At 24.4% G+C, this 12,611-nt stretch carries 11 protein-coding genes; 7 read left to right on the top strand and 4 right to left on the bottom strand.

Translation table 11 applies throughout. The features are described from left to right. The first annotated feature begins 2 nt into the window (after positions 1-2). The 4 genes from BRSU_RS07225 to BRSU_RS07210 all read left to right on the top strand — a co-directional run bounded on the left by BRSU_RS07225 (position 3) and on the right by BRSU_RS07210 (position 5,003). Complete coding sequence (locus tag BRSU_RS07225; RefSeq protein WP_048594674.1) at positions 3-1,049, top strand: tetratricopeptide repeat protein; 1,047 nt, start codon at positions 3-5, stop codon at positions 1,047-1,049. Then, positions 1,046-2,875, top strand: coding sequence for a hypothetical protein (locus BRSU_RS07220; protein WP_048594672.1), 1,830 nt, complete (start codon positions 1,046-1,048; stop codon positions 2,873-2,875). The genes BRSU_RS07225 and BRSU_RS07220 overlap by 4 nt, the downstream gene beginning before the upstream one ends. Before the next feature lie 83 nt (positions 2,876-2,958). After that, complete coding sequence (locus BRSU_RS07215; protein WP_048594670.1) at positions 2,959-3,849, top strand: DMT family transporter; 891 nt, start codon at positions 2,959-2,961, stop codon at positions 3,847-3,849. Positions 3,850-3,926: 77 nt separating this feature from the next. After that, the gene (locus BRSU_RS07210) at positions 3,927-5,003 is read left to right on the top strand and encodes a M24 family metallopeptidase (RefSeq protein WP_048594668.1); all 1,077 of its coding nucleotides are present in this window, start codon (positions 3,927-3,929) and stop codon (positions 5,001-5,003) included. 80 nt (positions 5,004-5,083) lie between these two features. Here the strand turns inward: BRSU_RS07210 and BRSU_RS07205 are convergent, their stop codons facing one another. The 4 genes from BRSU_RS07205 to BRSU_RS07190 form a co-directional block, all read right to left on the bottom strand. Then, the gene (locus BRSU_RS07205) at positions 5,084-5,935 is read right to left on the bottom strand and encodes a prephenate dehydrogenase (RefSeq protein WP_048595148.1); all 852 of its coding nucleotides are present in this window, start codon (positions 5,933-5,935) and stop codon (positions 5,084-5,086) included. A gap of 22 nt (positions 5,936-5,957) precedes the next feature. Next, the gene (locus BRSU_RS07200) at positions 5,958-7,055 is read right to left on the bottom strand and encodes an NYN domain-containing protein (RefSeq protein WP_048594667.1); all 1,098 of its coding nucleotides are present in this window, start codon (positions 7,053-7,055) and stop codon (positions 5,958-5,960) included. A gap of 88 nt (positions 7,056-7,143) precedes the next feature. After that, positions 7,144-9,303, bottom strand: a complete 2,160-nt coding sequence (locus BRSU_RS07195) for an ATP-binding protein (RefSeq protein WP_048594665.1) — start codon at positions 9,301-9,303, stop codon at positions 7,144-7,146. A 30-nt stretch (positions 9,304-9,333) separates the two neighbouring features. Next, on the bottom strand, positions 9,334-10,404 hold the full coding sequence (locus BRSU_RS07190) for a metallophosphoesterase family protein (RefSeq protein ID WP_048594664.1): 1,071 nt from the start codon (positions 10,402-10,404) through the stop codon (positions 9,334-9,336). Between the two features lie 272 nt (positions 10,405-10,676). On the opposite strand from BRSU_RS07190, the gene BRSU_RS07185 reads away from it, so the two are divergent. Genes BRSU_RS07185 through BRSU_RS07175 form a run of 3 tightly spaced genes read left to right on the top strand, consistent with a single transcriptional unit; the run spans position 10,677 to position 12,579 of the window. Continuing rightward, complete coding sequence (locus BRSU_RS07185) at positions 10,677-11,156, top strand: chemotaxis protein CheW (RefSeq protein ID WP_012670259.1); 480 nt, start codon at positions 10,677-10,679, stop codon at positions 11,154-11,156. Positions 11,157-11,176: 20 nt separating this feature from the next. Continuing rightward, positions 11,177-11,545, top strand: coding sequence for a 30S ribosome-binding factor RbfA (rbfA, locus tag BRSU_RS07180; protein WP_014487615.1), 369 nt, complete (start codon positions 11,177-11,179; stop codon positions 11,543-11,545). A gap of 38 nt (positions 11,546-11,583) precedes the next feature. Then, positions 11,584-12,579: a DHH family phosphoesterase gene (locus tag BRSU_RS07175; protein ID WP_048594662.1), complete on the top strand. Its 996-nt coding sequence runs from the start codon at positions 11,584-11,586 to the stop codon at positions 12,577-12,579. Positions 12,580-12,611: the final 32 nt, after the last annotated feature.

Raw genomic sequence — 12,611 nt, 5'->3', positions numbered from 1 at the left:
GTATGATTGATGATTTTTACAAATTAGCAAATGAAGCATTCGATGCAGGAAATTATGAAAAGTCAATAGAATATTATGATAAACTAATATTTTATAATGGAGATAATGCGGAAATTTATAATTGCAGAGGACTTGCAAAGAACAAGCTAGGTAAATATAAAGCTGCATTAAAAGATTTTAATACTGCTTTGAAATTAGATAATAATAATGCAGATATATATTATAATAAGGGTTTAACTGAATATGATATTGGTGATTATGAGAAAGCCATTAAAGATTACACTAAAAGTATAAAACTTGATAATACCATTAGCGATGTTTATAATAATAGAGGCTTATGTTATGGAGCATTAGGAGAATTTGAAAAGGCTATTGAAGATTTTACTTGTGCTATAAAATTAAATAAAAATGATGCAGAACTTTACTATAATAGAGGACTTTCAAAATCTAATTTAGAAGATTATAAAAATGCATTAGATGATTACGATAAAGCTATTGAAATAAATCCTAAGTACAGTAATGCCTATAATAGCAGAGGAAATGCAAAAAATGAACTAAATTATAATGAAGAAGATATTATAGCAGATTATGATAAAGCTATAGAAATTGATAATAATATAAATGCTTATTATAATAAGGCATTATATTATAATACTAATGAAAATTATGAGAAGGCTTTAAATCTTTATAATAAAGTATTAGAGATAGATGAGTATTATATAGAGGCTTATGGAAATAGGGCTATTGTTTTATATAACTTAAATAAAAACGAGGAAGCTATTAAAGATTGCGATAAAGCTATTGAGTTAGATAGTGAGTATTGGCTTTTATATTTTAATAGGGCAGAAATTAAACTTGAAGTTGCTCAAAAAAATATTGATGATTTCAAAAAATTAAATGATGAAGCATTTGAAGATATAAATAAATCTTATGAGTTAGCTTTAGAAGATGAAGATAATTTAAATGAATTTAAAGATTATGTATTAGAATTAGCGAATAAAAATTTTGAAGCAGCAATTAAATTTTGTAAGGAGCATAAATTATTATGAGTATGGAATCTCTTCCAAAATGGGATAATTATCATATAAATAATGATGAAAATTCTAAATTTCAGTTTGATAAAATAGAACGTCCTCCATTAACTGGAAAAAATAGATATGTTCCTAATGGACTTTATGATGAAAAATGGGGAAATGTTTATGATGCTTACGGCAAAGCAGATTTAACACCTTATTATATAGAAGCTTTAACTAGCGATGATGATAATGATGTTAATTTCGGAGTGTATGGACTTTATGCAGCAACTACCCATCAAGGAAGTGTTTATAAATCTTCAAAGATGGCTGTTTCTTATTTAGCAGATTTACTGAAGTTCAATAATAATGCTTCAGAATTGGCATGTATATTTTTAGCAAGAATAGCATTGGGAGAAAAGCATTTTATTAATACGCCATTCTTTTATAAAACTAAATATTATGGTACTGTCAAAAAATATAAAAATGAAATACTTGATTATTATAATAAAAGCAATTCTCTTGAAGCTATGAGATTATTATGTTTTATTCCAAACTCTTTAGACGAAATATTGAATTTTTCTTATGATGAATGTTTCAAATTAGAAAATGGAAATAAAAATAATGCCTATATTCGTCAGGCTTCAACTTTATTAGTACAAGGTTTTATAGCGGCACAGCATAATTATAAAATTTCTAATAAAGATTATTATAAAGAATATCCAAATATTAATGATATTAATAACATAAAAAAATTAAAAGTTAATAAGCATATTGAAGAAGTTTATAATATTATGAATAGCAGCGAATCTCTTTTGGTAAGAGGATCTGCAGCAATTTGTTTAGCTTATACTGGTATTTTTAATAAAGATATTTCTAATTTGCTTTTGTATATAATAGAAAATAATTGTGCAGGTGTTGATTGGGTATGGGACGATAATTTTTCTAATATAGCAAAATATGCTTGGGCTTATTCTAGTGATATTGAAACATTATTAAATACTGAGGGCATTAAAACAAAAAGTAATGTTACAGGTAATATTAATAGTGATGAAAAAAGTTATGATGATATATTAATAGAAGCCGTTACAAGAGTTTTTCCAAATAAAAAGAAAAAAGAAGAATTAATAAATCCAGATTTGAATGATATACAAAAGAGAGTATTAAGAAAGATTGTTGATAATGCTCCTAATTTATTTGGAAGTTATGAACTAGAAACCATTAATATGCCTTTAAATACCGAATCTGCAAAAAGACTTATAGATGATGATTATATAAAAAATAAAATTCTATGCAAAATAATTGATTCAAAACCTTTATGGTATATTATAGAAGAATCATTGATTAAAAAAGATGAAGAAACTATTACAGATATAATTATTAATAATAATATAGATGCAATGAAATTATTATTTGAAATATATGCTCCTATAAAAAATATTATTAATAGGGAAGTAATAATAAATACTTTGAATATATATAGCAGTTTTGATGATAAAAAGATATTAAATGAAAATAATAGTATTCTTTTATCTTCTATAGCGAATTGCCTAGCTAAAAGTATAGAAAACTATAAAAATGAAATATTTAATTATTTAGATGAAACATTAATAAAAGTAAATGATTTCAAAGATGATTATGATTATAAAGAAAAATTAGTTGGAGAATATGTAGGAGTATTTTTATTAACATTAGGACGTTCAAAATTATTAGATAAAAAATATTATAAATTGGTTCGTCCTTATCATAAATATATTCAATATTCAGTTTTTCCAAGTAAATCATTTTTTGAGCTTCTAAGTTATACATCTTTAGAACATCAGGTATTAATAAAAAAGCAGTTCAATATAAAAAATATTTAGAAATTCACTATTAAAAAAAATTATTTTTAATATATAATACTGATTCAAATTTTTAATTATTATTTATGGAGTCTTGTTTCATTATGAAAAAGTTTATACCTATTCTTCCTATATTATCCGGTATATTTTGGGGAGGCGGCGGAATATTTATAAGAAGACTTATGGAATTGAATATTAATAGTTTTACTGTTGTTTCTTCAAGAGTTATTGTAGCAAGCATAATATTTTTTATATGTGTGTTTTTATATGACAGATCTTTAATAAAAATAAAATTAAAAGATTTATGGATATTCGTTTCAGCTGGCATACTTGGAATATTGGGACTTAATATTTGTTATAATGAGGCAGTGAAGCAATTATCATTATCTTTATCTGCTGTACTTTTGAGTTTATCTCCTATATTTGTTTTGATATTTGCTAATATATTTTTTAAAGAGAAAATCACTGTAAAAAAAATTATTTGTATGATATTAGCATTGCTTGGCTGTTTCTTTGCAAGCGGAGTACTTGAAACTAATGAAACTATGCGTTGGACATATTTCGGTATATTTATAGGTTTTTTAGGAGCATTTTTTTACGGACTTTACAGTATATTTTCTAAACTTGCTATAATAAAAAATTATAATACATTAACAGTTACTTTATATGCATTAATAAGTATAGCTATAATATCATTGCCTTTTACTGATTGGAAAGCACTTTCAAATGTTGTAGTAGAAAATGGTTCTGGTATGTTGGTTTTTATGCTTTTTCATTCTCTTTGTACATCAGTATTTCCTTATGCATTTTTTACTATAGCTTTAGGACATATGGATGCTGGAAAGGCTTCTATATTGGCTTCAGGCGAACCTATAGCGGCAATGTTTTTCGGAATATTCTTTTATCATGAAATACCTACTGTACTTTCTGTTATAGGCGTATTATTAACATTGACTGCTTTGACTTTGCTTAGTTTGCCTGAAAAAAATAAATAGTTTATATACAAATAATACATTGCATTATATAATATATATTAATAATTTTTTGATTTTTATAAAAGGAATTATTTTTTATGAATACTAATAGATTAAACAGAGTTATTAACTCTATGAAAGAAAAAGATATTTATCAATTTGTTATAACAGACAGAATGTCTATATATTATCTTACAAATATTAATATACATTCAGGAGAAAGATTTTTAGGACTTTATATTAATCAGGATAATGAAGTTCATCTTATTAATAATCAACTTTTTCCATTAAATAATAATGATATAGATATTTTATATTATTCAGATACAGAAAGTGCTGTAAAAAAATTATCTAAATTTGTACATAAAGATAAAAATATTGGTATAGATAAGGTTATGACTTCCAATTTCTTACTTGAGATGATGGAATTAGATATAGCAAAAAAATATATAAATGCCTCTTCATGCATAGATTATGTAAGAATGCAAAAGGATGAAGAAGAGATAAAAAAGATGATTAAAGCTTCAGAAATCAATGATAAAAGTATGAAAGATATCATTGATTTTGTAAGAGTAGGTATGAAAGAAATTGATGCTTTAGAAGAATTAAAACTTATATATAAAAGAAACGGAGCAGATGGAGGATTTTCATTCACGCCTATAATAGCTTTTGCAGAGAATGCTACTAATCCTCATTATTCTACAGGCAATACTGTAATAGGGGATAATGGATGTTTAGTTATTGATATGGGATGTATGCATGACGGATATTGTTCAGATATGACTAGGACTATATTTTTCGGAGAGCCTAACGATGAAGCTAAAAAAATATACAATACAGTAAAAACTGCTAATGAAAGAGCCATTTATAAAGTAAAAGAAGGATTAAAATTTTCAGATATAGATAATGAAGCACGTTCTTATATTACAAAAAATGGATATGGAGAATATTTTACTCATAGAACAGGTCATTGTATAGGTATGGATGTTCATGAATATGGATATGTTAGTTCTGTTCATCATGCATTATTAAAAGAGGGTATGATATTTTCAATAGAGCCAGGTATTTATTGTGCTGATAAAAAGACAGGAGTAAGAATAGAGGATTTGATAGTTGTAACCAAAGATGGGCATAAAAATTTAAATAGCTTTACAAAAGAAATGATTATAAAATAAAAAAATATAAATTTAGTGTCTAGCAGTTAAAGTTGTTAGACACTAAATTTATATTGTTTATATAAACATATCTTTATAATTTAATTTTCATTTTTTAAATCCAGCCATTCTTTTTTTGTATTATTTGAATGCTGCATAAGTCTTTTTAATTCATCTCTATTTTTATTTTTTAAAGCATCTTTGAAATCATTTAAGCATTTAATATATTTATCTAAAGAATCATATAAATAATAACTGTTATATAAAAATAATTCGCTCCACATATTAGCGTCTATTGTACCAACCCTTGTATGATCTCCCAAGCTGTTTCCTTCAAATCCAATCGAAGGCAAAAAATGATCATGATTAACTATACCGCATGCCACTATATGCATAAGCTGACTAGTAAAAGCTATCATTTCATCATGTTTTTGTGCTGTTGTTTTTTTTATTTTTAAGCAGCCTATATCCTTTGAAAGTTTTTCTATTATATTTATATCATTTTCATTGGCATTTTCATTATTTACTATTATGGCATTTGAGTTTTTGAAAAGAGTTTCAGAGGAGTTTATATATCCGCCTTTTTCCTTACCAGCCATAGTATGAAGCCCAACATATTTTTTATCTTTTGTATTATTAAAAATATCAGTTTTAACTCCGCAGAAATCTGATAATATTTTACTATTATCAATTAAATGTTTATATTTATTTATTATATCTATTGCTATTGACGGAATTGTGCATATCATAATAATATCAGATAGTTCAATAAGCTCTTTTATATTATCATAATTAGAATATCCTTTTAATATATAATCTTCTTTTAAAGCTGATTCTATATTTTCTTTATTTGTATCTATGGCATATATATTGTAATTTTGATTGCTTAACTTTAATGCTTTAATTAAAGAACCGCCCATTAATCCCATTCCGATAACTGTTATATTTGACATATTCATTTCCTTAATATTATTGTTATTCATTATGTATATTTTCTAATATTTCTAATACTTTGTTTTTATCTTTCATCATAAAACTGTTTCCTTTATTTGTAAGTTCAATAGGAATATCCTTTTTAATTATATAGTCTATAAATTTACTTGGTTTTTTAAATTTTGTATTTTTTACAGCACTAGAATTATTGCCTATTTTAAATTTTTTATTTATCTCATTCATAGTGTTAGCAAGAGAAATAACAGCATTTTCTTCATAATTAGAAATTATTTCTTTGAAAGCTAATATGAAATTTTTCTCGCTAATTTCACAACTGGTTAAATTCAAAATTTTAGACATTACATTTTTGAATGTATTTATTTGATTAATATAAAAATCATCATTATTAATTGCAGTTTCTATTCCATTATGATTTAAATATTTAAGAACATTTTTCATTTTTTTGAATTGTGTTTGTTCTATAGCACTTTTACCTTTGTCAAAATTAAAGTCTTCATTTATTTTATTGCATATATCTGATATTGACATCTTTACTGTTTCTGTATTTTGTATATTATATATTTCTAGTACTCTATTATAAAAGAAAGTTAAAAATTCTATTTTATCTATATTATTTTCTTCTTTCTTAGTTTCATTTTCATGTTTTTCTGCTAATTTATAATCCTCAATTTTGAATATATGATTGCATGAATTTTTGAATATATTTCTTTTAGAATTATCAAATACTGTTACTATTCCAACAATGGCGCCATATCTTGAAAGTCTATCCATAACTACAGTATAATCAACATCTCTGCTTACAAATATTACTATATCAATTTTTTTATTTATTACAAAATCTTCAAATGCATCTATTGATGATATCATATCAGCCATATTTTTAGCTTTATTAACAGGCACAGAATAAACGATATCTATATGCATATCTCTTAGTTTTTTAGAATATTTTTTTATAGATTTTGCATCACCATAAGCTTTTTTTATAGAATATAGTATTTCTTTATCTTTTAAATTATTCTTATAAAAAGAAAATATATTATTAAACATTTGTTCAAAATTAACTTCATAGCTTAAATGTGATACATTTTCTAAGTCTATATATATACCTATTCTTTTCATAATTCCGCCGATATTTGTATAAGATTATTATATATATTTTATAAAAAAATTAATAAAAATACAATACTATGAAAGGTAATAAATATGATTAAGATAATTCATGTATAATAGCTTCTTCATAATTTTTCATAATATCTCTTATGAATATATCTTTTGTGAATATTGCTATAGGAATATTATATTTTTTTGAATATTCTCTTATAAATGATAATGCTTCTTTTGTTCTTTTATTATCAAATGTTATAAATGGATCATCTAATAGTATTAATCTTCCTTTTTCATGTATTTTAGAAAGTATAGATAGACGCATAGCTATATAAACAGCATCTTTTGTGGCAGAAGATAATAATTCTACATTTCTCATTTCATTTTGCTTATCTTTTACAATTATTTTATTTTTATCGAATCCAGACATTGAAATTCCATTATCAGATAGACTTTTACCTGTTATATGATTATATAGAAGTTCTGCATCGTTTGAAAGAGAATTGAATATATCATCATTTTTTTTATTTATTTTTGAAAGCATATTTTCAAGAAGTTCTAATGCTTTTTTTCTTTTGTTTAAATTTTTTATCTCTTCATTATTTTCTGCAAACTCACTCTCAAGATTTATTATTTCTTTGTGAACATCATCGCTGCTGTTAAGCTCCCCCTGAATATATGAAGCATTAGATATAACTTTATTCATATTTTCTTTTATAGAATTGATTTCTCTTTCTAATTCTCTTAATTTATTTTCTAATGCTTTCATTTCCATTTCATTAAAATCATCAGGATTGACTCCTTTTTCATCAAGCTCTTTTAATATTCTATTACAATTAGCTTCTAATGTTTTTATATCTTTGAATCCGAATTTTTTTGCTTCTATCATTAGTTTTTTAAATAATTCTTCAGTGCTTTTGTATACATTATCAAAATTACTTTTTATTTCATAATAATTTTCTTTGTTTTTTACATTTAGTTTATTAAAGAAATTATTTAATTCTTTTTGATGATTTTCTAAATTAATTACAGCTTCTTCCAATTCTTTTTTATAATTTTCTAATTCTTCATCATCATTTTTTTCAAGTATTAATTCTATTTTTGCCAATTCTCTAAGTAATATATCTTTTAAAGCGGATAGTTCTAAATTGTCAGAGTTTATATCTAGTTCAGGAAGAGAGTCTAATATATCATTTATAGATTTATCATTTTTACCTTCTTTGATGAGTAAGAATGGTATTGAAGGAAGTATTATTAAAAACCAATACGGATTTTTGAAATATAAACTAAGCAATGCTGATACTAAAACAACAGCTGCCAAAAATACTATCTTTGGTATTTTATTATTTTTTTCTTTTAAAGCATCTATTTTTTTTATTGCTTTATCTATTCTAAGCATTATGCTTTGATAATCTGTTTTATTTTTTTCTTCTGAAGATTTTTGAAGAGATTCTATTTTTCCTTTTAAATATGAAATTTTATTTTCGCTTTCATCTATTTTTCCGCTTAGAGCATTGATAGTTTTTGAATGATCATCTCTTAAATTGATATTCTCTTTTATGAATTGATCCTTTTTATAAAAATCATGTATCATTGTATTGATATTTAATAAATGATTTTTTTCTTTTGCTTTATTTTTTTCTTCTCTTACAGCATTTAATTTATTGTATTCATCAATTTTTTCTTTTAAAATATTATTGCTTTCTTTTAATAATTCATCAAGTTCTTTTAATTTATCTTTTTTATTAACTTCTGTATCAGCTTTACTGTATAAATCATTAAGTTCTTCTTCTATTTCTTCATTTCTGTATTTTGTATTTTTTAATTGTGCAGGTATTGCAGTTTGTGATTTTCCAGAATGTTCAGCTTTTATTTCTGATATTATTTTGCCTACATCTATATCTGAAGCAAATAATTTTTTCTTTATCTCACTTTCCCAATCTTTAGAATCTTTTTTACTGTCGGACATTTCAAATATTATTTCGCTTTGTCTTATAGAGTATAAATTATTATATGATTGAGGATGAAGTTTTATACTTTCATCTATTTCTGGTTCTGTATTTATATCTATATCATCGCCGTATCGTAATTTTATTTGTTTTGCGAATGATGAAGTTTTTTTGTTTTCTGAAAATAATAACATCAAAGAATCAAATATAGTAGTTTTACCTGATTCATTTTCTCCGTAAAATAGTGTAAGATTATCAGATATTTCAAAAGATTTATTTTTAAACTTTCCGAATTTATTTAAATTTAATATCATTGTAATTTTCCGTTTAATATTTATTTTTTATTATCTTTTATTATTTTGTAAGGCGGTATATAGTTTTTCTATGCCTATTCTTTTTGCAATTTCAACTATTTCTAAATCTTCTTCATTATTAGTATTAAATTCATATTCATCTGCTATTGATAAAAACTCTTTTATAATGCTTTCATTGTAAGCATTTTCAAGCAAAAATATATCCGAAGTTTTTATATTAAAATCTCTTACATATTTTGAATATTTATTTTTTATATTATTTATTTTTTCATCAAGTTCATTTTCATCTTCAGCTATTCCATAAATATTTATGTCTATAATATCATTTATATCCCAAGCGGATGCTTTTTGTTCTATATTTGATATATTATAAATATTGCTTTCATACACTCTATATACTCCGGCATTTTTTATATTTATAAATGTTTTTTTTATAGAATTGTTAGCAGTATCAATAGCTAAGCATCTTCTTATACCCATTTCTGATTTGCTTCTTCTCCAAACTCTAGCAGAACCTGTGTATATTATTTCTATATTTTCAATATTAACTTCCATTTGTTTATGTATATGTCCTACTATTGCTATATTTGGATCTATCTTTTTTATTATATCTATAGGGATGCTTGCAGTCTCTTCATTTTCTTCTATAGCCCACAATGTGCCTTCAACTATACCATGAGCTATTACTATTCTGTTATCAGCATTTAAACTTTCTATTTTTTTATTTATATCATTATCTATAATATATTTTTCACTGTAGGGAAGTGCTATAATATCAAGGTTGTCAATATTAAAAAAGCTTATATCTTCTATGACTATAACATTTTCAGGAAATTTTAATTTATTTAATGTTATGCCTTTAGCTTTTAAGTTTTCATGATTGCCTTTAAGTAAATATACTTCTTTTTGATAATCTTCCACTTTTTTTGAAAATATATCTTTTAATCCTTGCAGATCTTCAAATGTATTGAAAGTGTCGCCAAGAAGCATTAAAGCATCATAATCTTTTGCATATTCTATTATCTCATCTAGTACAGAAAGTGAGTATTCTTTTTCCTGTAAGCTAAGATGTAAGTCGCTTGATATTAATAATTTAGCCATAAAATTCTCTTTTGTTATAGTTAATAATATTATCGTTAATAATGATTAATAATTTTTATTGAAACTGTATTTTTGTATTATAAATTAAATATATTAATTAATCAATATTATTTATATATAATCGATTTTGGCTATAAAAATAAGATATATTAATTTTAAATATGATTGTATTTTTATTAAATATAGTATAAAATGAATAAAAAGAATAATAAAATTACTTGACTTATGTACATTATATATTATAATTCTTAATATGATTTAAAGGAGATAACATGAGCAGTGCCATATCAAATCAAATACTTGTATTTAAGATAAATAACGAATTATACGGAATAGATATATTAAAAGTTCAGGAAATATTAAACTTTATGCAGCCTTCTCCAATTCCGAATTGTCCTGATTATTTGAAAGGTATTATTAATTTGAGAGGTACTATAATTCTTGTTATAGATTTAAGAGCAAGATTCCATTTTGATGAACCTATGAATCCTGAAAACTGCGTAATTGTAGTTGTAGCTATAGGCGATAAAAAATATGGTTTGGTTGTTGACTCTGTATCAGACGTTCTTACTATAAATAACGAAAATATTCAAGAAGATATAGATATGCATGTGGGAATAGACAGCAGATATATAATGGGCTTAGTTAAAGCTAATGAACAAATGATTATTTTAGTTGATATAGATAAAGTATTCATTAAAGATGAGCTTGATGATTTGACTAATGCTGTTAATAATTCTATAGTAAAATAATAAAATAAGTAAATACTGTTATGTCCTCACATAGAATACTTAGAGTAAATGAAAATATTAAGCAGACTCTCTCTATGATTATAATGAGAGAGATAGAAGATCCTAGAATAAAAAATAATCTTGTAACTATCACCAAAGTAGATACTGCTAAAGATTTAAAGAATGCCAAAGTATATTTTGTATGCTTGCATGAAGATAAGCAAAATGAAGTTCTTAACGGACTTAATAGTGCTAAAGGTGTAATATTTTCTTATCTCAAAAAACAGCTTACTATTAGGTATGTTCCAAATTTAACTTTTCATTATGATAAAAATCTAATAGAAACAAATAAAGTTTTAACTGATATAAAAAATTTGGATATACCGGAAGAAATTCCTGAAGAAAATTAATTTTATAATAAAAACAATAAATTAAATATAAATAATCTATGGAAAATAATAAATTAAATGTATCAAAAAAAGAAATAATAGACAGGCTCTCAAAGTCTGAAAGTGTTACCATTACAGGTCATAGAAATCCGGATTGCGATTGTATATGTTCAGGACTTGGTTTATCTTTAATCATTAAAAATATATTTGGTAAAGATGCTTATGTTGTAAATACAGATAAGAGGCAGAGAGATTTGCAGAATGTTCTTTTTGTTGATAAAGTGATTTTTGAAGTTAATGAAAATACTTTGCCTAAGAAAGATGTTTTAGTTGTGCTAGATTCAGGAGATATAGATAGGATAGGTTGGATTTCTGAAATATTAAATGAGTATAATGAAGTAATATTTATAGATCATCATAAAGTTAGAAATATTAATGGCGTTACTATGTTTTATGATGATACTACTGCTGGTGCTACTTGCGAGATAATAGTTGATATATTTCAAGATTATTTAGAAAAGTTTGATCATAATATAGCAACACTTCTTTACTGCGGTATTTGTACTGATACAGGAAGTTTTATATTCAGCAATACAACAGATAGAACTTTGCTTTATGGTTCTCAATTAATGAAAGTAGGAATCATACAGGAAAATCTTGGAAATGTTGTTAGAAAGAGATATACTAAAAATGATGTAGCTGCTTTGATGGAAATATACAGAACTATGGTGATAGATGATAAAAATAAAATAGGATATATATGTTTGGGTGACAAGATTTGCGGAACTAATATGAAAGAGCTTGCTGTTAGTGCTTCTGATACGATTATTCAGATGGATGATGTATTAATTGGTTTTATAATCCATGAGGGAGAAGATAGTTTTAGAGTTAGTATTAGAAGCAGATGTCCTAAAAATATTAGAGAGGTTGCTGAAAGTTTTGGAGGCGGAGGACATCCTAAAGCATCAGGTTTTACTGTATCAAAAAAAGATTACACTAAAGAAAATTTAGTAAAAGAAATAAATGATAAATTGATTGATTTATTAGCTTCATAATTCGTTATAATATCAGATAAACATAAGAAAAA

It is taken from the genome of Brachyspira suanatina (assembly GCF_001049755.1).
Taxonomy (GTDB): Bacteria; Spirochaetota; Brachyspiria; order Brachyspirales; family Brachyspiraceae; genus Brachyspira; species Brachyspira suanatina.
Note: the sequence above shows the minus strand (reverse complement) of the source record. Positions and strands in the feature narration are given on the sequence as shown.

Coding starts and splice junctions, on each gene's coding strand:
- BRSU_RS07225 (WP_048594674.1), top strand. CDS start 3: ATGATTGATGATTTTTACAAATTAGCAAATGAAGCATTCGATGCAGGA.
- BRSU_RS07220 (WP_048594672.1), top strand. CDS start 1,046: ATGAGTATGGAATCTCTTCCAAAATGGGATAATTATCATATAAATAAT.
- BRSU_RS07215 (WP_048594670.1), top strand. CDS start 2,959: ATGAAAAAGTTTATACCTATTCTTCCTATATTATCCGGTATATTTTGG.
- BRSU_RS07210 (WP_048594668.1), top strand. CDS start 3,927: ATGAATACTAATAGATTAAACAGAGTTATTAACTCTATGAAAGAAAAA.
- BRSU_RS07205 (WP_048595148.1), bottom strand. CDS start 5,935: ATGTCAAATATAACAGTTATCGGAATGGGATTAATGGGCGGTTCTTTA.
- BRSU_RS07200 (WP_048594667.1), bottom strand. CDS start 7,055: ATGAAAAGAATAGGTATATATATAGACTTAGAAAATGTATCACATTTA.
- BRSU_RS07195 (WP_048594665.1), bottom strand. CDS start 9,303: ATGATATTAAATTTAAATAAATTCGGAAAGTTTAAAAATAAATCTTTT.
- BRSU_RS07190 (WP_048594664.1), bottom strand. CDS start 10,404: ATGGCTAAATTATTAATATCAAGCGACTTACATCTTAGCTTACAGGAA.
- BRSU_RS07185 (WP_012670259.1), top strand. CDS start 10,677: ATGAGCAGTGCCATATCAAATCAAATACTTGTATTTAAGATAAATAAC.
- rbfA (WP_014487615.1), top strand. CDS start 11,177: ATGTCCTCACATAGAATACTTAGAGTAAATGAAAATATTAAGCAGACT.
- BRSU_RS07175 (WP_048594662.1), top strand. CDS start 11,584: ATGGAAAATAATAAATTAAATGTATCAAAAAAAGAAATAATAGACAGG.